Annotated in this window: 22 protein-coding genes; 20 read left to right on the top strand and 2 right to left on the bottom strand. The window is 42.0% G+C overall.

The window, feature by feature from the left end:
* Positions 1–10: 10 nt before the first annotated feature.
* From L6I86_RS01310 to L6I86_RS01255, 12 genes are all read left to right on the top strand, one after another.
* Positions 11–1,816, top strand: a complete 1,806-nt coding sequence (locus L6I86_RS01310) for a sensor histidine kinase (RefSeq protein WP_236284107.1) — start codon at positions 11–13, stop codon at positions 1,814–1,816.
* A gap of 472 nt (positions 1,817–2,288) precedes the next feature.
* Positions 2,289–3,155 carry a carbohydrate ABC transporter permease gene (locus L6I86_RS01305; RefSeq protein WP_236284106.1) on the top strand — a complete coding sequence of 289 codons (867 nt, stop codon included), beginning with the start codon at positions 2,289–2,291 and terminating at the stop codon, positions 3,153–3,155.
* Positions 3,156–3,382: 227 nt separating this feature from the next.
* Positions 3,383–3,997, top strand: coding sequence for a carbohydrate ABC transporter permease (locus tag L6I86_RS01300; RefSeq protein ID WP_236284105.1), 615 nt, complete (start codon positions 3,383–3,385; stop codon positions 3,995–3,997).
* Between the two features lie 45 nt (positions 3,998–4,042).
* On the top strand, positions 4,043–5,398 hold the full coding sequence (locus L6I86_RS01295) for an extracellular solute-binding protein (protein ID WP_236284104.1): 1,356 nt from the start codon (positions 4,043–4,045) through the stop codon (positions 5,396–5,398).
* A gap of 214 nt (positions 5,399–5,612) precedes the next feature.
* The gene (locus tag L6I86_RS01290; RefSeq protein WP_236284103.1) at positions 5,613–6,419 is read left to right on the top strand and encodes a sugar phosphate isomerase/epimerase family protein; all 807 of its coding nucleotides are present in this window, start codon (positions 5,613–5,615) and stop codon (positions 6,417–6,419) included.
* Between the two features lie 4 nt (positions 6,420–6,423).
* Complete coding sequence (locus tag L6I86_RS01285) at positions 6,424–7,140, top strand: triose-phosphate isomerase (protein WP_236284102.1); 717 nt, start codon at positions 6,424–6,426, stop codon at positions 7,138–7,140.
* A 13-nt stretch (positions 7,141–7,153) separates the two neighbouring features.
* On the top strand, positions 7,154–7,651 hold the full coding sequence (locus L6I86_RS01280) for a secondary thiamine-phosphate synthase enzyme YjbQ (protein ID WP_236284101.1): 498 nt from the start codon (positions 7,154–7,156) through the stop codon (positions 7,649–7,651).
* A gap of 33 nt (positions 7,652–7,684) precedes the next feature.
* Complete coding sequence (locus tag L6I86_RS01275; RefSeq protein WP_236284100.1) at positions 7,685–8,461, top strand: SDR family oxidoreductase; 777 nt, start codon at positions 7,685–7,687, stop codon at positions 8,459–8,461.
* 78 nt (positions 8,462–8,539) lie between these two features.
* Positions 8,540–10,036: an FGGY-family carbohydrate kinase gene (locus tag L6I86_RS01270; protein WP_276574784.1), complete on the top strand. Its 1,497-nt coding sequence runs from the start codon at positions 8,540–8,542 to the stop codon at positions 10,034–10,036.
* 16 nt (positions 10,037–10,052) lie between these two features.
* The gene (locus L6I86_RS01265) at positions 10,053–10,646 is read left to right on the top strand and encodes a DUF1349 domain-containing protein (RefSeq protein ID WP_236284099.1); all 594 of its coding nucleotides are present in this window, start codon (positions 10,053–10,055) and stop codon (positions 10,644–10,646) included.
* 367 nt (positions 10,647–11,013) lie between these two features.
* Positions 11,014–11,334 carry a ribosomal maturation YjgA family protein gene (locus L6I86_RS01260; RefSeq protein WP_236284098.1) on the top strand — a complete coding sequence of 107 codons (321 nt, stop codon included), beginning with the start codon at positions 11,014–11,016 and terminating at the stop codon, positions 11,332–11,334.
* Between the two features lie 74 nt (positions 11,335–11,408).
* Positions 11,409–11,894: a DinB family protein gene (locus L6I86_RS01255; RefSeq protein WP_236284097.1), complete on the top strand. Its 486-nt coding sequence runs from the start codon at positions 11,409–11,411 to the stop codon at positions 11,892–11,894.
* Positions 11,895–11,979: 85 nt separating this feature from the next.
* Here the strand turns inward: L6I86_RS01255 and L6I86_RS01250 are convergent, their stop codons facing one another.
* Both L6I86_RS01250 and L6I86_RS01245 read right to left on the bottom strand, forming a co-directional pair.
* Positions 11,980–13,500: a response regulator gene (locus L6I86_RS01250; protein WP_236284096.1), complete on the bottom strand. Its 1,521-nt coding sequence runs from the start codon at positions 13,498–13,500 to the stop codon at positions 11,980–11,982.
* Positions 13,497–15,275 (bottom strand): sensor histidine kinase, encoded by a 1,779-nt coding sequence (locus L6I86_RS01245; RefSeq protein WP_236284095.1) that lies wholly within the window; start codon positions 15,273–15,275, stop codon positions 13,497–13,499. The genes L6I86_RS01250 and L6I86_RS01245 overlap by 4 nt, the downstream gene beginning before the upstream one ends.
* A 133-nt stretch (positions 15,276–15,408) precedes the next feature.
* Here L6I86_RS01245 and L6I86_RS01240 point away from each other — a divergent pair, with 133 nt between their 5' ends.
* The 8 genes from L6I86_RS01240 (at position 15,409) to L6I86_RS01205 (ending at position 23,729) form a co-directional block, all read left to right on the top strand.
* Positions 15,409–16,314: an ABC transporter permease gene (locus L6I86_RS01240; protein WP_236284094.1), complete on the top strand. Its 906-nt coding sequence runs from the start codon at positions 15,409–15,411 to the stop codon at positions 16,312–16,314.
* A 12-nt stretch (positions 16,315–16,326) separates the two neighbouring features.
* The gene (locus L6I86_RS01235) at positions 16,327–17,262 is read left to right on the top strand and encodes a carbohydrate ABC transporter permease (protein WP_056619567.1); all 936 of its coding nucleotides are present in this window, start codon (positions 16,327–16,329) and stop codon (positions 17,260–17,262) included.
* 97 nt (positions 17,263–17,359) lie between these two features.
* Positions 17,360–19,060 carry an ABC transporter substrate-binding protein gene (locus tag L6I86_RS01230; RefSeq protein WP_236284093.1) on the top strand — a complete coding sequence of 567 codons (1,701 nt, stop codon included), beginning with the start codon at positions 17,360–17,362 and terminating at the stop codon, positions 19,058–19,060.
* 35 nt (positions 19,061–19,095) lie between these two features.
* The gene (locus L6I86_RS01225; RefSeq protein WP_236284092.1) at positions 19,096–20,370 is read left to right on the top strand and encodes an alpha-L-fucosidase; all 1,275 of its coding nucleotides are present in this window, start codon (positions 19,096–19,098) and stop codon (positions 20,368–20,370) included.
* 20 nt (positions 20,371–20,390) lie between these two features.
* Positions 20,391–21,263 carry a sugar phosphate isomerase/epimerase family protein gene (locus tag L6I86_RS01220; protein ID WP_236284091.1) on the top strand — a complete coding sequence of 291 codons (873 nt, stop codon included), beginning with the start codon at positions 20,391–20,393 and terminating at the stop codon, positions 21,261–21,263.
* Positions 21,264–21,281: 18 nt separating this feature from the next.
* Entirely contained in the window at positions 21,282–22,286 is a 1,005-nt protein-coding gene (locus tag L6I86_RS01215; RefSeq protein WP_236284090.1) for an asparaginase, read from the top strand.
* A gap of 149 nt (positions 22,287–22,435) precedes the next feature.
* Positions 22,436–22,780, top strand: coding sequence for a dihydrofolate reductase family protein (locus L6I86_RS01210; RefSeq protein WP_338113348.1), 345 nt, complete (start codon positions 22,436–22,438; stop codon positions 22,778–22,780).
* Between the two features lie 172 nt (positions 22,781–22,952).
* Positions 22,953–23,729 (top strand): Cof-type HAD-IIB family hydrolase, encoded by a 777-nt coding sequence (locus L6I86_RS01205; protein WP_236284088.1) that lies wholly within the window; start codon positions 22,953–22,955, stop codon positions 23,727–23,729.
* The last annotated feature ends 356 nt before the right edge of the window (positions 23,730–24,085 follow it).

Raw genomic sequence — 24,085 nt, 5'->3', positions numbered from 1 at the left:
ATTTAAAAAAATGAAAATTGGGCTATCATTATATAAATTCAAATATGGCAACTATAGTCTGAGAACGAAGATTATTATTTACTTTCTTATTATCAACATTATTGTTACGTCAAGCTTAGGTCTGATTTATTATTGGAAATCGACCCAGATCATGCAGGAGGAAGCAGTCAAAAATACGCAAAGCACACTGTCTAGAGTAGCGATAGACCTGTTGAACCTTACAGATAGGATTAGACAGGTTTCTGATTCGATCAGTGCGAACCCGGATATTAGACAGTATTTAAAGCGGCCTGTTACGGAAGATGATTTTCAACAGCGAATGGAAGATTTTATGACAATCACTAATATTATTCAGTCTTTTCCCTACAATCAGGAAATTTTTAAAATACGCATTTTTTTTAATAACCCGATCGTATATTCGAAAAATAAAGTTAATCTTCTTAGTATGGAGCATGTGGCTGATGCTCCATGGTATCGGGATGTTAATGAACAGCATGGCAAAATTGTTTGGACTAACACGTACCCGTACAAGTTTTATCCTGAATGGCAGGAAAATATCATCTCCTGTGTTCGAGTCCTCAATGATTTCGAGCAGTTGGACCGTCGGCTTGGATATGTCAGTATCGATCTAAAAGAAAGTGATATTTATAAGGTGATTGAAGCTACAGAGGAAGTGCTGAACGGAAAACTGTTTATTGTTAATACAGGTGGTACTATTCTCTCTAACCAGGATAGCGCGTTAATCGGTAAATCTATAAACGAAATAAAGGGCTTTGAGCATTTGATTTTGGATGAAAAGAAGTCTGTTCGCTCTGTTGTTAAGGGCATAAACTCCTTAGTTATCGTGAAAAGTATTGAATCGTCTGATATGAAGATTGTTTCGGCCATTTCTATGGAAAGTGTTGTTGAGAAAAACAGAATCATTATGTCGTTTCTGCTTCAGTCGTTTGTTTTCATTTTTCTTGTGTCCATACTGTTGGCCGTGCTGTTATCCAAAAATGTTACAGGCCGGGTATTTCAATTGATTGAGTATGTGAGAAGGGTCGATATAGAGGGTGATAATAGTCTGCTCAAGGTGAAGCATAATGACGAAATCAGCAGTCTGATGATTTCCTTTAATAACATGGTGGCTCGGAACCGAACGTTGATCAAGGAAGTGTACAAGGAGAAGATAAGTAAGAAGGAAGCGGAAATGAGGGCGCTTCAGGCGCAGATTAATCCTCATTTTCTGTATAATACGATGGATACTATCAATTGGATGGCTCTCAAATATAAGGCGCGAGATATTATGCATATGACTCAGTTGCTCAGTAGGTTTTACCGGTTATCCCTCAATGAGGGAAGGGATGTCGTCAATATCGAGGACGAAATCGAGCATATCAAAACGTACATCGATATTCAGAAAAACAGATTCGAGGACGACATAGAAGCGTATTTTGATATTTGTCCGGAGCTTTACAGATACAGTACGATCAAACTTTTACTACAGCCTATCGTTGAAAATGCAATATTTCATGGTATTCAAAAAAAGCCCGACCAGAAGGGTGTAATCCGCATTATTGGGATTAAGGATGATCAAATCATTAAGATACGCATTATAGACGATGGCGCTGGTATGGACCGAGAGACGGTCACTAAATTGGAAGCGGGGCTTATTGAAGCTGACAATCATAGTGGTGGCTACGGATTAAAAAACATAACGCAGCGAATCAAGCTTTATTACGGAGAAGAATATGGCATGAAAATTGACAGTGAACCTGAGAAAGGTACCTGTGTGGAGCTGTTTTTTCCATCCGTGATCAACAAAGATTCCTAATCTTCTCTTGTAGTAGAAATAAAGTAAGATAAGACACCTTAACCATCCAATTACCTACCTCACGCTTAACCAAAACTTCATACAATAGAAATATCCCGCAGGACAAACCTTTAAGACTTAACTGGGGGAAACATAGGGTGGAGCCAATTGGGCAGGGGGAGGCATGCAGATGAAAAAGCAAGAAAAACATTATGATTATTTGATGGGCGGGTGGCTTTCCAAAAGAGAAATTGAGCAGAGGGCGCAACCAGAACCTCATCCTTTGTGTTGATGAACGCTACACGTTCTTATGCTCTGCAGCTGGTTAATAAGGGTTATGAAAATGCGATCAGCGAGAACCGCTCACTGCACGGGTTATTGGAGTGAATATGTATGAAGACAATATTATCGTATACTCAGCAGTTGCGGAAGCTCACGGTCTCAGTTACAGCCCTAAGGAATCAATGGCATAATTGATAGCGAGGAGAATGCAATGATAAAGAAATCAGTCAATTTTTATTTTCGAATCCCGGTTTGGGTCTTTATGCTACTTGTAGCAGGTTTTCCAATTCTGTATACCGTTAATTTGAGCTTTCGCAAGTTCAGCTTCGCTTTACCGGGATATGATGGCCAGTTTATTGGATTGGGTAATTATACAAGGGCATTGCTTGATTCCCACTTTTGGAGCTCACTTGGCGTTACATGTGTGATCATCCTGTTCGTCATTCCCACACAGTTGGTTGCCGGCTTTTTGATAGCTGGGCTGCTTGCCAAAAATTTGCGAGGTACCAAAATATTTTCAACGTTTATTTTTCTTCCCATGACCATTGCACCCATAGTAGTCGGACTAATTGGGAGATTGCTGCTGGTTGATAGATTCGGTTTGGTCTCATGGTATTTGGAGTATATAGGTATCGATCTGGGAAGTTCTATTCTAGGACAGCGTATACCTGCTCTTGCCTCTATTATTATATTGGATATTTGGCATTGGACGCCATATATGGTTTTGCTGCTGTTAGCTGGTTTGCAGGCGCTTCCAGTGGAGCCGTATGAAGCGATTGAATTGGAAGGTGCCTCCAAATTGCAAACTGTATGGTACGTTACCTTGCCTTTATTAAGACCGATTTTAATTACCGCTGTGCTGTTTCGTTCAATTGATTTGTTCCGTATATTCGATGAATTATTGGTGCTTACGGGGGGAGGGCCTGGTTCTAGTACGGAGTCAGTCGAAATGTTTACCTATAAAGTAAATTTCCATAATTGGGATATGGGGTACGGCGCCAGCATCGGCGTAATTACTTTGATTATGGTGTTGCTTATGAGCTTATTAGCTCTGAAAGTAACAAGTAAAGAGACCTAGCGGAGGGATTTTACGAAATGCGGCGAATCCGAACGAGAGAAGTGTTTATGACCTATATTGTACTATGTGTTTTATCAATTTTGGCGTTGTTCCCCTTTTTATGGATGCTACTCGGCTCGTTGAAGGGCAGGCTGGACCTATTCTCCATTCCCCCAAAAATCGTATTTAGCCCTACGACTGTCAACTATACGGAAGCGTTTGTTCACAAGTCCTTCCTAAAAAACTTGATGAACAGTGTGAAACTGGCTGCCACTTCCACGGGGATAGCGATCGTAATAGGTGTGCCAGGAGCTTATGCTTTATCACGTTCCAAGGCAAGGGGGGACGGGCTGTTACTTATGATGGCATTGCTTACCCGAATGTTTCCCCCTGTCGTAATCGCGATTCCTTTCTATGTGTTAATGGTAAAGATGAATTTAATGAATACAATGACGGGTGCTGTGCTTGCCCACTCTATTTTGACTATTCCACTGATGGTATGGATGATGAAAAGTTTCTTTGACACAGTTCCCAAAGAAATTGAAGAAGCGGCCGTAGTAGACGGGTGCTCAAACTTAGCGGTTTTTTTTAGAATCGTGATGCCGCTTGTGCTCGGAGGACTTAGCGCTGCCTCCATCCTGTGCATTATTACCTCCTGGAATGAATATTTGCTAGCCAGTGTTTTAACAGGAAAAAGTACGGCCACATTGCCAGTCGCCATTCCCGGACTGATAAGCTCGAATGGTACGTTATGGGGGGAGATATGTGCTGTCGGAACAGTAGTTTCACTACCGATCGCGATATTTATGCTCGCCGTTCAACGCCATTTGGTAAAAGGAATGACTGCGGGTTCTGTGAAATAGCTAATCAACTGTCATTACAACTAATCCGATCAAGGAGGAAATTAGATGAAGCCTAGAAGAAAATTACTTGCAGTTGTCCTGTTGTCCATGTTTACGATCACGGCTGTCGGTTGTAATCAGCAACAACAAACGGAGAATCAGAAAGACGCGGCCAATGTGACGATCCGGTTTATTGCTGAGGCCTCAGGATTAACGGACGCATTAGAGAGTCTGGTGCCCGAGTTTACTCAAAAAACTGGCATTAAGGTAGAGTTTGAAAAGGCTCCATACGATATGGTTGTGCAGAAAACGATGCTAGACTTTACATCCGGCACGAAGTCCTACGATGCCGTATCTTTACCCTACGAATTTTTGGGTCGGCTGGTCGAAAAGGGCTATGTCAAGTCAATTGATGATTATTTGAATGACAAGACTTTAACACCAGATGCTTTTGATGTGAATGACATTATTCCTGCAATGTGGAATGGAAGTGCTAACTGGAAGGGCAAGATGTACGGGTTTCCATCTAATCCTACAATTACGTTCATGTGGTTCCGTAAAGACTTGTTGGAGAACTCGTCCGAGAAAGAAGCTTTTCTCAAACGCTTCGGATATGAATTAAGTGTGCCTAAGACGCCACAGCAAATGAAGGATATGGCTCAATTTTTTACCCGCAAAAAAGGTGAAACTTTGGCGGGCAAGGTACTTGAGCACAATTTTTACGGGATGTCGATTATGGCCAAAAGGAACTCGGCACTATCAGCGGATTGGCTCAGTTGGGCATGGGCATACGGTGGCGGTATATTCGATAAAGGCTATGACAACGGAAAAATTGTGATGAATTCCGATAAAAACCTTGAAGCGCTTAAATTTTATGTGTCTCTATTTGATTATGCCGTACCAGGCAGTGTGGATTACACATGGGATGAAGTGGCGACAGCGATGCAGCAAGATTTGACTTTCGCTGCCATTAACTATAACGATCAAATTCCTAACCTGCTCGATGGATCCAAGTCCAAAGTAGCTGGAAAAATAGGATATGCTCTACAACCAGAGAAGGATCGTCCAACAGCCAATTATGGCGCATGGACTTACATGATTCCTGCCCAATCCAAACATCCGAAGGAGGCCTATCAGTTCTTCGAATGGGCCTTATCCAAGGAGACGCAGAAAAAATGGGCGTTGCTCGGAGGGATTCCAGCTAGAGAATCTGTCTTTAAAGATCCAGAAATCAGCAAGATTGAATACATGCCAATGACGCTTGAAGCTCTGAAAATAAGCGATTTACGCCCTAGAATCTCGGAATGGGGAGAAATGGATTCGGCCATGTCGGAAGAGCTTCATAAGGCTGTAACGAAGCAAATTAGCCCTAAGGATACACTGGACAATTTACAAGCGGAGTTTGAGCGTATAATAAAATAGCAGTCTGGGATTGGAAGGTGCGACTATGTTGGTGACAAAAGGCGAACTTGAAACAGCAATATCGTCGAAGCCGTTCGCCTTTTGCCATTAATTACGTCGCAAATCCACCGCATTCAAGTGATACGCAGCGATGAATTGATGACAGTGGCCAAAAACCTAGGCGTACCGTACACTTTTTTGTAAAAAAATATAACGTAGTAAATGGAGGTTCAAAATGAAGATATCATGTACGAATTTAATGCTGCCCGGAAATAATCTGACTGAGCAGGCCGCACAACTATATAAATATGGTTACGATGGCGTCGCGATATTTGTGAGCTATAGTGAATGGAATGAAGAGCTGCACCAGGAAATACTTACATTACACGAAAGAACAGGAATTATCCCGTGTGAGTTTGCCTTTGGAGATAAGATTTACGGTCATTTAATGGATGACAATTTGGAACTCAGAAAAAAGAGCAGGGAAATGTATAAGCTGGCGGCAGAAATCAGTGGTGAAATTGGAGCAGTCACAGAGCTTGAATTCGCATACGGTGCGCAGGATCCGCTGCCATTGTTTCATCCTTATCCAAAAATGACACAAACGGAAGAGCAGGGGTTTCTAGAAATGTACAAAGCAGTTGCCAAACCCCTAAAGGGGACCAAGGGAAGGATGCTACTAGAAGGGATTAATAGATATGAAAGTCCATATTTAAACAGCATAAAAGACTGCAAGGATGTAATTGATAAATTAAATATAGATAACTCCGGAATTTTAGCTGATTTTTTCCATATGTCAATAGAAGAGGCGGATATGGTTGAAAGCATTAGATACGCAGAAGACTCTATTAAACATGTTCATTTAGGTGACAATAACCGTCTACTTCCGGGCTACGGAGCAATTGATTGGAAAGCGTGTTTTGATGCATTGAAAGAGGTTGGTTACAATGGCTTTCTCAATTTAGAATGCAGCACCTGCGGAGATCCATCTAAGACATTGCCCGAGACCGCAGAGTTTTTAAAGAAGATCATAAATAGGTGATGTTATGAAAATGAAGAATGATTTTAAAATAAGAAAGCCATTTTTTGAGATTGGGCCTAAGACATATCTATATGGAAAAGAAGCGGTAGAACTAGCAGTAGAGGCTGACAAACTCTGTGAAAAATATAAAGTAGATATCATTTTTTCTGCTCAGTATACAGATATAGAGCCGATCTCAAGGGCAACCAAATACATTAAAATATTTGCACAGCACATGGACCCCATTTATCCAGGAAGGGGAGTGGGAGCGGTTTTACCTGAAGCGTTAAAAGCAGCTGGGGCGGTTGGTGTTCTTCTGAATCACTCAGAGAAACCATTAACAATGGAGGCACTGACGCAAAGTATAAAACGAGCAGATGAAGTTGGTCTGGCAACTCTAGTATGTGCTGGAAGCAGTGGAGAAGGTGCCGCAATAGCATCTCTGAACCCGGATATTATTTTAGCTGAATCACCTGCACTAATAGGAAAGGGCGCACGCGGCCCTCAGGATATGGAAGAGATAGAAAGAATTAATCATGCCATACACCAGGTGAATCCTAATATGCTGATTTTGCATGGGGCGGGAATATCTGATGAAAAAGATGTTTACGAAATAATTAGAGCAGGAGCTGATGCCACGGGTTCAACGAGCGGAATCATTAAGGCAGAGAAGCCATTAGAAATGATGGAAAAAATGATTGCATCTGTTGCAGAAGCATGGAAGATAAGAAAAAAAGAATAGGAGAGGTAATCGTATGGCAGTATTTCATGAAGTATTACATATTGAAACAGACAGAAGAGTAAGTTTTGATGACATTACAGAACAAGTACAGGAATGTGCAAAAAAATCAGGAATTAAAAACGGGCTTGTTAATGTTTTTTCACAGCACACAAGCTGCAGTGTATTTCTGCAGGAGGATTCAGAGGATGTTACTTATTGGAACACTCCGTTGATCCTTCAGGATATGATAAATGTATTGGAGAAAATTATTCCGACATGTCAGTATGAGGGGCAATACTTGCATCCGGGTCCGATACATACAAAAAATGCAATGGAATTAAGGGATGAAAAAGCAGAATGGATGCTGAACACAGACGGACATTTACGTTCTGTTTTGGTTGGGCGGTCAGAGACAATTCCGCTCTTGGAAGGTGAAATGACTTTAGGTGAGTTCGGAAGAATCTATTTTTCGGATATGGATCAGACGAGAGGGCGTACACGCATGGTACGTGTGCAAATAATTGGCGAATAAGTTGATAATTTCAAAATAAGAGGAGGAAAGAAAATGGGGATTTTAGAAAAAATGAGATTGGACGGGAAGAAAACATTTGTAACAGGCGGAGCAAGGGGAATTGGAAAACGCATTGCATTTGCACTTTCCGAAGCAGGGGCAGATGTTGCTATTGTTGATGTTGATTTAGAAGAGGCACAGAAAACGGCAAAGGAAATTGCACAGGCAAATAATAATAAAACGATTGCAATTAAAACAAATATTACCAGTCCTGACGAAGTAAATGAGATGATTGAGACGATTCTAAAAGAATTCGGCAGACTGGATGCAGCATTTTGTAATGCAGGGATAGGACACGGGGTACCGGTAGAAGATGATACGCTGGAGGATTGGACCAGGGTAATCAACGTAAACTTAAATGGAACTTTCTTAACAGCGCAGGCAGCCGGAAGAGTTATGATAAAACAAGGAGGAGGTACGATTATCAATACAGCCTCTATGTCAGCCCATATTACAAATGTTCCTCAGAAAGAATGTTCTTATGCGGCTTCAAAAGCAGGTGTGATTGCAATGTCAAGAAATATGGCTGTTGAGTGGGCGGATAAAAATGTGCGTGTAAATACGATCAGTCCGGGATATATGGCGACGGAGATGACACTGAATGATCCGGGATTAGCGCCATTGATTAGTCAGTGGGAAGAATTGATTCCGGTACATAGAATGGGAAAACCGGAAGAGTTGGAAGCAATTGCAGTTTATCTTGCAGGAGATATGAGTTCTTATACAACAGGGGCGGATTTCCGCATCGATGGAGGTTACACTTGTTTTTAATGTAAAGAGTTTAGAGTTCTCTGGAAGTCATGAGGTAACGACGGCTGCATGGGACATGTTGAATATCATGTAAAGTAGGTGTGTGTATTGGGGATCATTTCCATTGATCTTGGGACAACTAATATTAAGGTGGCTGCTTATAATAAAAGCCTTCAGCTGCTTTTTATTGAAACGGAGAATGTTAAATATCTGAGTGACGGGGATCGGGTAGAGTTCGATGCGGAGCAGTATTTTGAGATGGTTTCATCGGCCATTAGAAGATGCTGCGAAAGAAGCTACAGTGGTGCCGATCATATAGATCAGATTGTCCTAACAGGTCAAGCGGAGTCTTTGATTATGGTAGATATAGAAGGAAAGCCACTTCGAAAAGGAATTTCATGGCTTGATACGCGTTCTAAAGAAGAATGTGAAGAGCTGACGGCCGCTTTTAATGAAGAAACATGCTTTCAGATCACGGGACAGCCTGCAATTATTCCTACTTGGCCCATTACCAAGATGCTTTGGATTCGTAAACATGAACCGCATATTTTTTCGCAGGTTGCCAAGTATTTAATGCTTAAGGACTATATTCAATTCCGTCTTACTGGAAAGCTATATGGTGAATATTCCATATATAACTTTACTCATTATTTCGATATCCGTAAGAAGCAGTATTGGGAGGAAATAATTACATACTGTGGTGTTTCTGTAGACCAACTGCCACAGCTTATTGAGCCTTGTACGAACATTGGCGCCATAACCGGCGCAGTGGCCGATGATCTCGGACTGCACCCACAAACGACTGTCAATGTCGGAACGCTTGACCATTTTGCTGGTATGATTGGAACAGGCAACATTCGAGAGGGAATCATTAGCGAATCTACAGGGACTGTTCTTTCCATAGCAACAATGGTTCATTCACCGGTATTCGGAAATTTGCGGATTCCATATCACTATGGACCTTTTAAAGATACTTATGTCTTGCTTCCAGTATGTGAAAGCGGCGGAATAAGCTTGGAATGGTTTAAGGGAAACTTTCTTGAGGATTGCACCTTTAGCGAAATGAATGTGGAACTCCAGAAGAAAAAAATCCCGAACGAGCTTATTTTTCTTCCGTATATTACGGGGGTCAATGCACCGGATTTTAATGCAAATGCGAGTGGAGTTTTTTATGGTATTAAACTGAAGCATGATAAGTTAGATTTTACCCTGGCTATTATGGAGGGTGTCGTTCATCTTTTAAAGAAAAATATGAAGTGTTTGGAACAAGTAGGAGTTAAGGCAGACATGATCATATCTACTGGTGGGGGAGCCCGTTCGGAGTTGTGGTCGCAAATGAAATCGGATATTACCGAATATATAGTTGCCATTCCTGAAAATGAAGAAGCTGCCTGCCTCGGTGCTGCGATGATTGGCGCTGTTTCGGATGGATTGTTCCCAAGTTATGAAAAAGCTGTTGATCAATGTGTTGCCATTAAACACAAATTCATGCCTAAGAACAATGACAAATTCCAAAAGAAACATGAGTTATTTAATCGCTTGTTTGATCAGATCATCCCTGTTTATGACTATGATTCGGAGAATGTGATACTTTGAAAACCGGAGAAGGATGATGCGAAATATTCATAAAGGTAGTACGAACTTACATCCGTTTTATTGGTTGAATGAACCTCAATCGTACACGTACGATTCCGATAAAACCTTAACGATTCAAACGAAACCCAATACCGATTTTTGGCAAAGAACCGCCTATGCGTTTCAAAAGGATAACGGACACAGCTTTCTGACGAAAGTGGAAAATGATTTTTCATTGACTGCCTATTTTGAGTTTACTCCAAAAAGCACCTATGATCAGTGTGGTCTTCTAGTAAGGTTGAATGAAGAGAATTGGATCAAGGTGTCCACCGAGTTCGAGAACTCGGATTTTAGCAGGTTGGGTTCGGTCGTTACCAACATGGGATATTCGGATTGGGCGTCGACCGATATTTCTTCCAGCAATACAGTGATGTATTATCGGATAAACAAAAAAGGAAAAGATTTTCTAATTGAGTACTCCTTCGATGGGCAGCATTGGTTACAAATGAGAATGGCGCATCTTCATATGGATGCTAAGGTGTTGAGTGTGGGTGTATATGCTTGCAGTCCGCTTACTAGTAGCTTTGAATGTCGAATCAGTCAGATTACTATAGGCGACAATACCCAATAAATAATTGATTATGGGTTGCATTTAGTCAGATGTCGGGTGACAAGAACATTATCTCATTAAAAGTCGCGAAAAACGCGGCTTTTTTATTTTATATGATCATGTTCTTGAGCAAATAATAAGCGATTCTTAGCATGGCATGGGCCACTACAATGGCAGCTCTCGTACGGAGTGGTACAAAGAGAAAATTGATTGGTGTATGATGGTATTACTAATATATCTTGTTGTTTTTTGGAGACAGTAACTTCAATTAAACATGTCATTTTAGAGTTGTATAAAAATCTTTTGAATTGGAAGGGAATTTGTGAGAACAAGAGTGAAGTACCTTCTAGCCGTATTGGTATGCATAATGCTTGGGATCGGTTCGAGGATGAATACTTCCGCGCTGCCCGATTTTGTGGTGAAACATTTCGGTGATGCTCTCTGGGCGGCTATGATTTATTTCGGCGTTCGTGCACTATTCATCCGAATGCTAACTATGAAAGCCCTGCTGATTAGTCTTGGGTTCTGCTTTGTAATCGAATGCAGCCAATTGTACCAAGCACAATGGATAATCAACTTACGAGACACTCTATTTGGCGGGCTAATACTTGGAAAAGGATTCCTATATGCAGATTTGGCCCGATATATTGTAGGGGCTATAGCGGCTTACGCATTGGACCGTCTGCTTAAAGAGACAGAACAGCCCTAAGGGCACGGTGAGTAAACGCTAATGCTTGAAAAAGTACCGGCTGCCGCTTAACTTTCATAAGGAGTGTGAAAAGTATGTTTCATGTAAAAGATATTTTATCTAATCAGTTGTTAGCAAATGCTAATGACCCTAGTTGGTACCTACCTTTTTCTGATGCAGTTGATAATTTGTCAGAGGAAGTAGCGTTTTGGAAACCTAGTGAGGATAGTAATAGTATCGCTGAAATTGTGCAGCATTTACTGTATTGGAATGAGACTTGGCAAACCAGGTACCAAAAATCTCATGTCAATGCTGTGCCTTCCATAGGAAATAATAATAGAAGTTTTATGATTCCCGAAGATCAAAAATTCACAGATTTAAAAGAACGACTATTAGATGTGCTTTTAAAATGGCAAGATCTACTTACTGAAGAAAAAGTCGAAAGTGATGTATTAGGTTTCCCAGTGGCTGCCAAGTGGTGGGAAATAATCGGAAACGTCTCAACTCATAATGCCTATCACATTGGTCAAATCTGTTATATTCGTAAGCTACAAAAGAACTGGAAAGCAGATGCGAACTAAGAAAATTATCTTGAATAATAAATAGTTTAATTGGATGATAAGAACGGGATAGATCCATTAGTGATCTGTCCCGTTGTGTGGAACTTCAAAAAGAGGAATTTTCCAGTCTGAATTGTCCAGGGGTAATGTTCTCGAATTTTTTAAATACTTTGAAAAATTGCCGTGGGTTTTCATAACCAGCTTGCTCTGCAATCGTGTTGATCGGCCAATCGGGATTCTCATGCATAATTTGTTTTGCTTTGGTAATTCGATAGGTATGCAAGTAATGAAGGAAGGTCAGTCCCATCTCTTTCCGGAATAACATGCTGATGTAATTAGGGTGCATTTGCACATGATCGGCAACCGCATCGAGCGATAAATCCAGTTTGTAATTTTGTTCCACGAAAGCGACGATTTTATCAATTGTATGAATGTTCGGTTGGTGGTGGTTTGAGGTGCGAATATATTGAATAAGCTGTGCAATGATCTCCGAGATATGGATATCTGCATGTAACGTGTTGTTCGATAAAAAAAGCTTGGATGCTGCATGTTCACCCCAGATGGCTTCAGGCGTTAAGCCAACACTTTGCAAGTAAACACTAACACAGATAAGAAACTGCTCGCGAAGCTTGTTATTACTTTCAGTATTGCCTGGGAAATGAGGAAGTATGGATTGTACATCCTTCTCAATCTGCTCTATTGTAAGCTGTTCGTCAATTGAACGTTCAATGTATTGTACAAGTTTATCAAAGTTTTGATGTATGTATGCCGACTCCGGTTTATAGAGGGTTATGGTGCTGGAGGAGAAGTATCGATTGAATAACATCGCAGCCATAGCCTCAATATACAGATCACGTATACGCTCATTATCATTCTTCCGTATGCTAACCCCAATGCATAATCCGCTGCCTTGCTTTTTCTCGGTAGCGAACAACTCGCCACATGCAAGCTGTAGATCTTCATTGGTGGGGAGGTGCACACTATTCGTAAGTATGATAATTTGCTGCAAGAAGCGAGATTGGAATGTGTACAATTTCTGGAAAATACGTGCTAGATGGGTACCCATACTTGAGAGGCTTTCGGTTGTCAAAAGCGGTATATGATCGGTTGCTTGGATCACAATTATCGTAGTATAAGGATGAGGAATCAGAGATTGCAACTGTTCAGGTTTAAACGGCAAGTCATCAAATTGCGTATTGAAAAGGATATGTTCTTTGAGCAGAAGTAGGTCATGCTCGATGATTTGCTTTTGTTCATTCTGAATGGTTCTCCCGATTCGCTCAAGTACGTTCATGAGTTCTTCCTTATTAATCGGTTTCAACAAATAGTCGATGACTTGATAGCGAAGCGCTTGTCTGGCATAAGCAAAATCTCCATAGCCAGTTAAGATAACGAACTTATTGCAAAGGTTCAAAGATAGTATTTCCTTTATCAGAGTGAGTCCATCCATTTCAGGCATATGAATATCCGTAAGAATCAAATCAGGTTGAAAAGTCGCTAGTTTATGCATGGCATCAACGCCGTCATTAGCGCCGATGATCTCGATAAATGGTGTATGCGCTTTCTCAATCATACGGATAATACCATTTAAGATGATTGGTTCATCATCGACTACCATCAGCTTCATGATGTTGCCCCCTTAGCTAACTTAAGTAAACATACCGTCCCTTCATGAAGCTTACTCTCTAGTTGAATACCGGAACGATCCCCAAAAAACATTTTCACACGTTCGTTTACATTCATAATTCCGAGACCTCCGCCACTTTTCTGCAAACGATGGACATCCATGGTGCCGTTTAACACGCCTTGGAGGAGTATAAGGCGTTCTTCCTCAATCCCAATGCCCGTATCAACAACGCTAATGAACATGAAAGTAGAATCTTCCCAAATCCGGATCGAAAGTGATCCTTGTTTTCTTACATTCGCAATCCCGTGAACAATACTATTTTCAATGATCGGCTGAAGCATATAGTGGGGACATTGAAAATTATCGATAACAGCTTCGATCTCAAACGTTACTTTGAGGCGGTTAGCCAATCTAATTTGCTGAATTTTAATATAGTCTTTGACATTGTCCACTTCTTCTCGGAGCGAAGTCTCATTTTTTGTTCCAGATAGACTGTAGCGGAATAGCTTACCAAGCGTATAAGACATCTCAGCTGCTTCAGGGTCATCGTTGGCTTCTGCGATCATGCGAATCGATTCCAGTGTATTGTATAGAAAATGAGGCTTGATTTGTGCCTGCATCATGAGATAGGCCGATTCCTTTCGCAGCATTTCCGAACGATGGACGGTATTAACCAACTCATCCATGCGCCTGATCATCGCATTATAAGAGGAAGTCAGATGTCCGACTTCGTCTTTATTAATTTCCCCGCGATAGATAGGGAAATGGTTTTCGTCAACTTGCCGCATATGCTTGGAAAGCTTCAAAATGCGCTTCGTTATCGAACTGGCGATCAGATAGTAGATACCGGAAAGAAGCAGTAATAGGAGAGCGACAATCAATACGAGAATATACTTATTTTTTTTGATCCCAATAAAGACGGTGTCTACTTGCTCCATCATTACAAACTGCAGTTTCAAGCTGTTAGAATAGAAGGATTCAATCAGCATTTTATTTCCATTAAACGTGTGATACGCGTATTTGGCATTAGGTTGGAAAGCTTGGTCCAATAAGGCCATCTCTGAATCTTTGGATAAGGGAATTTTTTGAATATGAGAAATAATCTGATTATCCTGATCAAGTACATAAAGATTACTTTTGCTGTTTAAATTAAGCGATTCCAATAATGGTTTTATGAAATTAGAAGTCACCTTGATATCGAGAAGTCCGATGTCTTGCTCAAAATTCCGATTTCCAATTTTATGAAAATAATGAAGATTGATGTCTTGATTGGAGTCACTCGTAAACGTTATCCATTTACCTATACCTAGCGGAAGCTTCTTAATGCTCTCATCCAACTTGAACTCGTCCATCCTTGCCATTTCGGGTCGGAAAATCATACCGTTTTGCTGCTCCATGTAGATCGTCATCCCATCAATCATTTGATTAGATGACAAAATATAAGAAAACAAAGGTCTGATGTAAGTTAAAAAATTGGAAACTTGTTCAAAATCGCTCCGGTAGTTCCCGCTTAAATAGGCAATCGTGTTCGAATTATTTTGAAATAACTGATACGCAGATTCGATCTGTACCGTACTTACATTGACGTTATTAAGGACTTGATTGACAATTTTTTGTCTGCCTTGCGCGTATTCTTCGAGAAAGCTATTGTAGTTCTGGTTATAAAGGAACAGACCGAATGAAATAATCGGAATAAAGATGATGAAGATGTAGCCTATTGCCATTTTTTTTACAATCGACAAGTTCTGATAGCTGAAAGCAGGCTTCAATTTCACGGATCACACCACCTTATAAACGGACACTACCTGCTTAAAAATGATCACTATAATTTTGAGCCGTGCTCCGTTATTATTGAATTTGTAAGCGCTTAATTTCAAGCGGATAGTCATTGCATCGAGGGGGAGTACCATGAGTATAGCACTTAAAATGGTAAAGAAAAACTGGCAACTCTATCTGATTATTCTGCCGTCGCTTATTTATTTGATCATTTTTAAATACATACCGATGGTTGGCGTTCAAATCGCGTTTAAAAACTTTATGGTCACGAAAGGCATATGGGGTAGTGATTGGATTGGTTTCAAGCACTTTGTGGACTTTTTCCATCTACCCATTTTTTGGAGGGTAATCAAAAATACGGCGCTCCTCAGCCTTTACTCACTACTTGTTGGCTTTCCGGCACCGATCATACTTGCACTTGCATTGAATGAACTAAAAAACGGGATTTTTAAAAGGACGGTACAGTTAGTCACATTCGCTCCTTATTTTATTTCTACGGTTATCATGGTTTCGATCATTATGCTGTTCCTTTCTCCTCAGTTAGGCTTCGTTCATCTATTAGCGGATAAATTCGGATTTCCAGCGGAAAATATCATGTCAAAGCCGGCTTATTTCAAAACCGTTTATGTTCTTTCCGATGTCTGGCAGTTTACAGGATATGCCTCGGTCATTTACATTGCCGCTCTGGCAGGGGTAGACCCGCATTTGTATGAGGCGGCGAAAGTAGACGGTGCATCACGGTTTCAACGGATGATAAATATCGACTTACCCAGCCTCATGCCAACGGCGGTTATCTTACTTATTCTGAATGCTGGCCAAATCATGAACGTTGGATTCGAAAAGGTGTACTTGATGCAAAATGCAATTAATGTTGGAGCGTCTGAGGTCATATCTACGTATGTTTACAAAATGGGCTTGGTTGGAGCGAACTTCAGTTTCTCAGCAGCTGTCGGACTTTTTAATTCGGTTGTCAATTTATTACTGCTCATTGTGGTCAACTATGTGGCAAGGAAAAATTCGGAGACAAGCTTGTGGTAGGAGGTAAATGAGATGGTGAATTCCGAGCAAACCGTGCTGCTCAAAGCGAGAAAGGCACCTACACGTATTCTCGAAAATAGTGTCGACAGAATGTATTTGTTCTTTGTCTATATATTTCTGATTATTTGCTTAATCATTGTGGCATACCCGCTCATTTATATCGTTAGTTCATCGTTCAGCTCCTCGTCAGCTGTGATCTCAGGCAAGGTGTGGTTGTTCCCAGTCGAGCCAACCCTTCGAGGGTACAAAGCCGTATTTCAGAATCCGCAAATCCTGACGGGCTACGGGAATTCTTTGTTCTATCTATTCTTCGGGACACTGCTTAGCGTGATGTTGACGATAACAGCGGCTTACCCGCTTTCGCGCAAAAATTTTTATGGACGCAACGTCATCACCGCACTGTTTATTTTTACAATGCTGTTCAACGGAGGATTAATTCCCTACTATTTAACTGTTAAAGGAATGGGGTTGCTCGACACGAGATGGGCAATGATTATTCCAGGCGCCATTTCGGTATGGCAGGTCATTCTTGCTAGGACGTTTTTTCAAACCTCAATTCCTTCGGAATTAACGGAGGCAGCACATTTAGATGGATGCAGCGATTTTAAGTTTCTACTCCGCATTGTCATTCCGTTGTCTAAACCGATCATTGCCGTTCTCGTGCTTATGTATGCCATTGGTTATTGGAACTCTTATTTTGAAGCATTAATTTTCTTGAAATCGGCTAAATTGTATCCGTTGCAGCTTATTTTACGAAATATTCTGATCTTGAATTCCATTGATCCAACGATGATTAAGGATGTCAAAGAACTTGCGGATCGGCAAGGGTTAAAAGAACTGCTTAAATATTCACTGATCGTCGTGGCGAGCGCGCCTGTTCTCATGTTATATCCGTTTGTACAAAAGCATTTTGTGAAAGGACTTTTGATTGGTTCACTGAAAGGTTGAAATCAGGTACATAATGAGGGGAGGGATGCCGGGAGACTGGTTAAGGTTGTGTCCACATGGAATTTGAATAGCTAGGAAAAACAAGGAGGGTTTACGCATGGTAAAAAAAGGAACCAGAAAAACTTGGTTATCGGCGGTCCTGATTTTATTTATAACTTTGCCTGTAGTGGGCTGCACGTCTGATGATCCACAAGGTAGTGCTAGTCCAACAGGGACTGCAAGCTCCGATGGCGGAAAAGACGTTAGCACAACTGGCTTTCCGATTGCTAAAAATAAAATTACTATGAGTGCCTTCGCGCCCCAATCTGCGAATATTGCCGATTTGAATACGAATTGGTTCACCAAATATTTGGAAGGTAAGACGAATATTCATTTGAACTGGCAGCTAGTGCCTGGAGAAACAGCGGCATTGAATGAGAAAAAGCAGTTGTTGTTAGCAAGTGGCGACTATCCCGATATTTTCATGCAAGGTAATTTAACGAAAGAGGAGCAGTTGTTATACGGTCAACAAGGCGTCCTTCTCCCTTTAAACAAGTTGATTGATCAATACGCGCCGAATATTAAGAAAGCGTTCACAGATATTCCGTACTTACAGAAGGCGATTACAGCGCCGGATGGCAACATTTATGCGATACCTTCCGTGAATGAGTGCTACCACTGTCAGTTTTCTGGAAAAATGTGGGTGAATACGAAATGGTTGCAAAAACTGGGCCTTAGCGCACCGAAGACGACCGACGATTTCTATAACATGTTAAAAGCGTTTAAGGAAAAGGATCCGAATGGGAATGGTAAAGCAGACGAAATTGCGTTCACGGGCTCACCAACGGGTTGGCATACGGATATTGAGTCTTTCGTCATGAATGCGTTCGTGTATTTCAATGCGGACAACAATTATTTCATGATTAATAGCGGCAAGTTGGCAACTTCGGTCGACCAACCAGGCTTCAAAAAAGGTCTGCAATTCTTAAACAAACTGTATGCGGAAGGTTTGATTGATAAGGAAGCCTTTACGCAGAAATCGGATGCGCTTTCCCAAAAAGGGAATAGTCCTGGTGTTGCGATAGCTGGTGCGATTCCTGCAGGCTGGTTCGGCGAATTCACAGATGCCTCACCAACGGCAACGCGCCACAAAGACTATGATCCAATTGCGCCACTTACGGGTCCAGATGGTGCATCGTTCGCGGCTCACTACATTGGCATTGGAAACTCGGTGTTTGCCGTGACGAATAAAAATAAAAATCCGGAAGCCGCAATTCGTCTAGCGGATTATCTCTACTCGGATGAGGGCACGACATTGTCCAACTTCGGGGAAGAAGGCCGCAACTGGGTGAAAGCGGATGCGAATGATAAGAACACACGCGGAACCGCTGCTAAGTTCAAGGTGAAAGAAACGACTTATGGTGTAGGTCAGGTGCAGAACGACCATTGGAATCAAATGGGACCAGGACTTCGTTCCTCCGAATATCGAGAAACTGCCTATGCAGCAAGCCAAGACATCTATACGATGGATGGTTTGGAAACCCGTCTGTACAAGGCTACCAAAGAATTATATGAGGGACACCAACCGAAAGAAGAGTTCCCGACGGATATTTTCTTAACGAACGATCAGGCTAATCAAGTGAAGCAATTGAAGCCAATTATTACCGATTACGTCAAACAGTCTATGCTGCAGTTCATCATGGGAGCCAAAAGCATTGACAAAGATTGGGATGCTTATGTGAAAGGTCTTAAAGATTCCGGCATGGATCAATTTATCAAAATCTATCAGGATGCTTACGATAAAGTGTATAAAAAGTGATGGCAGATATCGATTCGCCAAAATGGAGGGAAAACATGAACAAGCGTTGGGAACGAACAGATTGGTTCCGAGAAGCAAGGTTCGGCATGTTTATTCACTGGGGATTGTATGCAATCCCCGCTAGGGGGGAGTGGGTCCGAAGTGTCGAGAAACTGAGTAATGAGGCGTACGAACCGTACTTCCGAGAGTTTCGACCGGACCGCTATGACCCGCGGGCTTGGGCCAGGGCAGCGAAAGCGGCAGGGCAGCAATATGCTGTCCTAACGACGAAGCATCATGATGGCTTCTGTTTATTTGACAGCGAGTTTACGGACTACAAAGCGACGAACACACCTGCGCAGCGAGATTTGATCAAGGAATATGTAGAAGCCTTTCGCGATGAAGGATTGAAGGTCGGCTTTTATTATTCACTGATTGATTGGCATCACGATGATTATCCCGCCTATGGGGATCGCATTCATCCGATGAGAGACAATGAAGCTTATGCAAACCGGTCCATCCAATTCGAGCGTTATGTGGATTATTTACATGCACAAGTGAAAGAGTTAATAACAAATTATGGTAAAATAGATATAATGTGGTTTGACTTCTCCTACGATGATATGACAGGTGAGAAGTGGAGGGCAACGGAGCTGGTAAACCTGATTCGCTCGCTGCAACCAGACATTATTATTGATAATCGGCTCGGTGGAGATATTAAAAAGTCGGAACCGGAAGTTTACGCCGGCGACTTTTATTCTCCTGAGCAAATCGTTCCTCCCGGCGGGATTGTTGACGAAAACGGATTACATGTACCCTGGGAGGCCTGTATTACACTCAACGACAATTGGGGCTATCATGCGAAGGATTATGCCTACAAATCACCGAAACAGGTCGTTCGTGCTTTAGTCGAATGCGTCAGTAAGAATGGCAATATGCTTCTAAATGTCGGACCAGATGCAAGAGGAGAAATTCCAGCGGAGTCCACTCGAATTTTGTCCTCGGTTGGTGAATGGATGCGGCGTAATGGGGAAAGTATTTATGGCTGTGGAGCTTCTTCACTACCGAAGCCTGAATGGGGACGCTATACACAGAACGGGAATATGCTATATGCCCACGTATTTGATCGAGGCATCGGACCGATTTATTTCCAGGGGCTTAAAGGGAAAATCAAGAAGGCGAGGCTCCTCGCAGACGGCTCAGAACTAAAGGTTTCCACACCATGGATGGCAGAACATTATTCGGATACTGAAAGCGGGGCTTTCATTCATTTGACCGGCGCCGAACTACCAGACGATATGGATACGGTGATCGCGCTGGAAATCGAATAAGAGGCAGAGGTGAATAAGCGTTGAAAATCGGTCTTAGCACATATAGCTTACTGGGTGCATTAAAAACAGGGGAAATGACAGTCCTAGACGTCATTCAGTGGATTTCAGATCAAGGCGGCGAACATATGGAAATCGTCCCCTACGGTTTTACACTGATTGACCAGCCCGAGCTAGCAGCCGCAGTCCGATCTAAAGCTAAGGAAGTTGGCATTGAACTATCCAATTATTCGATGCCGGCTAACTTTGTCCAGGAGTCGGAAGAGGCTTTCGAAGCAGAGATAGTAAGAGTCAAGCAACATGTTGATTTGGTGAATATGCTAGGTATGACACATATGCGGCATGATGTAACAGCTTTTACCTTACCGACTGACAAGATGACGATTCAATGGTTCGAAGCGAATTTACACGCGATGGTAAGAGGAAGTCGTCTCATTGCCGATTATGCGGCGCAGTACGGGATCACCACGACCATTGAAAACCACGGCTTCAGCGTACAGGCAAGTGATCGTGTACAACGTGTTCTAACGGAGGTTAATCGCCCTAACTTTAAGACGACACTCGATATCGGCAATTTCATGTGTGTAGATGAACAGCCGCTTATCGGTGTGCGTAAAAATTTGCCCTATGCTTCACTGATCCATGTAAAGGATTTTTACTTCAGACCGTACGATGAGCATCCCGGCGAAGGTGCTTGGTTTACAACCGCGAATGGCAACTATTTAAGAGGCGCGATCGTCGGTCAAGGAGATATCGACATGCGTCGAATCATGAAGCTCATTAAGGATTCGGGATACAACGGTTCTCTTACCATTGAATTTGAAGGTATGGAGGAATGCAGGGCAGCTTCGAAGATCGCGATGGACAATGCAAGGCGGTTATGGCATGAGGCATAGAGAGGTACGAAACTACTTATGACGAATGCAGCATTGCTTGTGGAAGAATGGCGTGGACAATTAGTGGAATGCGAATTTTGGGGACATGTGGTTGGGATCGACCTGCAGGGTATTATCCGATATCAGGTAGGCGATCCCCATCATGTCACGTATTTACGATCGGCTGCAAAGCCTTTCCAGGCGATTCCCTTTTTTCGCAGACAGCTTCATACGAAATATGATCTAACCTTGGAGGAACAGGCTATTCTAACAGCCTCGCATCGAGGTCAGTCGTTTCATGTGAATACTTTAGAAAAGTTGCTCGTTAAGCTTGGTTTGCATGAAGGGCTATTGGTTTGCGGGGCATCCTTTCCCCTGCATACGGCAAGCCATTATCGAATGCTTCATGATGGTCATCTGGAAAGGAAGCTCTATCATAACTGTTCAGGGAAGCACATAGGCATGCTTGCCGTATGTCAGGCAGAAGAATACGCGCTTCATGGATATGAAAAGGATGACCATCCGCTGCAGCAGGAGATTCGAGCGATCATAGGCGAAATGGCAGGCCTTCAGGACGATCGCATACAGCTTGGTATAGACGGCTGCGGACTTCCTGTCTATGCGATGCCCTTGTACCATGCGGCGCAAGCGTTTCTGAAGCTCGCACATCCCGAGCTGATTAAGGATACAGCCACATCCGCTGCTGTGCGGGACTTGACCGCAGCAATGAATGGCTGTCCGGATTGGGTATCTGGAACAGGGCTCATCTGTCCAGCGTTGTTGAATGACGCTAATATTGTTGCGAAAGGCGGAGCCAAAGGCATCTATTGTTTTGCTCTGAAACGAGAGAGATTGGCTTTTGCTATAAAGGTTGCAGATGGAAGTGAAGATAAGTGGGCGTATGTCGTGGCCGCCATTCTTACTCAAATTGGCTATCAGGATGAGACTACAATTGCGCGTCTCCGTAAGTTGTGTCCAGATGAAATTCGCAATAGCTTAGGGGCTGAAGTTGGTCAGCATCGAATCGGATTTCAACTGGAATAAAACAAATAAACCTTAGACCCCCAGCCCATGCTGCGGGTCTCTTTTTTTACTACTAAACTTCCACTTGCCCCTTATGTAACGTAATGATTTATAGTGAACCTAAGAGCAAAACGAAATACGGGCTTAATGCCATAAAATCGAACAACTAAATTCGAAATCGGAGGAGAAGCAAACATGAGAAAACTCGTATTGTTCATGCATGTGTCGATGGACGGGTATGCGTCGGATTCGAACGGAGGACTCGATTGGATTCCGTACAACGGCTCAAGGAGCAGCCTGGCAAAAATCTCGTTATCTTCGGTAGTCCGGGGGCGGCGAAGACGTTGCTTGAGCTCGGCCTGATCGACGAATTCCAACTGACGATTTGTCCGGTCATCTTGGGCGGCGGAAAATCGGCATTCCACGGCGATGGTGAGAAAATCAGGCTCAAGCTGCTGTCCAGCCGAACGCTCAAGTCGGGCATTATCGCGGCCCGCTATGAGTTGGAGAAATAGCCGTGCCGTACAAGGTGTTCTACTAAAGCTCAATAGATATTAGAGGAGGCTGCCGGCAGCAATAGGCAGCCTGACTTTACTTGCGGGCAAGATAAGTCAGTTAAGCATGGAACTCTATGGGTTACTAACGTATATTAGAGTTAGATGTTTTTAATATAGGGGGATTTTAGCCATGTATGAGATAGTGTTTTTTGATGTTGACGGGACCATATTAAGTGAAGTGGATAGAAGCATACCTGAAAGCACAAAATTGGCTATAACAAGGCTTTGTGAAAAAGGTATTAAGGTCGTTGTTGCAACGGGGAGACCACACAGTTTGTGCGAAGAACTAATTGCACTCGGCATTGATACTTTAATATCAGCAAATGGAGCACTTATTAAAGAAAAAAATAATGTTATTTATAAGTCAGGGATTTCTGTAAAAACTATTCGTGAACTATCAAGTTTTGCCGAGCTTAATGGACATTGTCTTTCGTATTTTACAGATTTGATTTCAATGAACGGAATTGGAGTAGAAGAAAATCGTGTTAGAAGTGCACTACTAGAGACCCTTGGTCTTAGGCATTATCCCCAAAAGTTAGACGCACTTTCAGAAGAGATTTACTGTATGTGTTTGTACGCTGATGAGAGTGAAGCTCAGAAATTTATTGATAATTTCCCGCAACTGCGGTTTGTACGTTTCCATAGTTATGTAATAAACATTCTTGAAAAACAAGTGGTATCTAAATCGGAAGCAATCAAAAAAGTACTAGATTATTACAACATTGCCGTTAGCAATTCTATCGCTTTCGGTGATGGTGGTAATGATTTAGATATGTTAGAGTTCGTTGGCCTCGGTATTGCCATGGGCAATGGTGAGGAACGTCTAAAACAAAAGGCAGATTTCGTTACCAAAAGAGCAAGTGAAGATGGCATATACCATGCCCTAACTAAATTTGGCGTTATTTGATTCTGAACGAACGATATCAATATGCTAACTAAGAGCGATAGCTCAATACGGTTTTTGAAAAATTATTATAAAAGGAGTATATAGTTTTATAATACTATTACAAATAAACTAATTAACGAACAAAAAGACGCTTCTGTTACCAGCGCCTTTTTTGTCGTTTTTAGGTAGGGATTTATAATTTCGACAAGAGAATTGAAACAAGTATTCCTAAAATTGAAATCCATACGAAAACTGATTTAAATATACTTTTGAAAATCGAGTCCTGACTTTTTAAATCATTACCATGGTTTTCATGCATGGCTAAATCTATATTTCCAATTGAATTAGAAGAACCCTTAGAGCCTACGCCTTTAAAA

Source organism: Paenibacillus allorhizoplanae, assembly GCF_927798215.1.
GTDB classification, from domain to species: domain Bacteria; phylum Bacillota; class Bacilli; order Paenibacillales; family NBRC-103111; genus Paenibacillus_E; species Paenibacillus_E allorhizoplanae.
The sequence above is the reverse complement of the archived record's forward strand: the minus strand, read 5'-3'. Positions and strand labels throughout refer to the sequence as shown.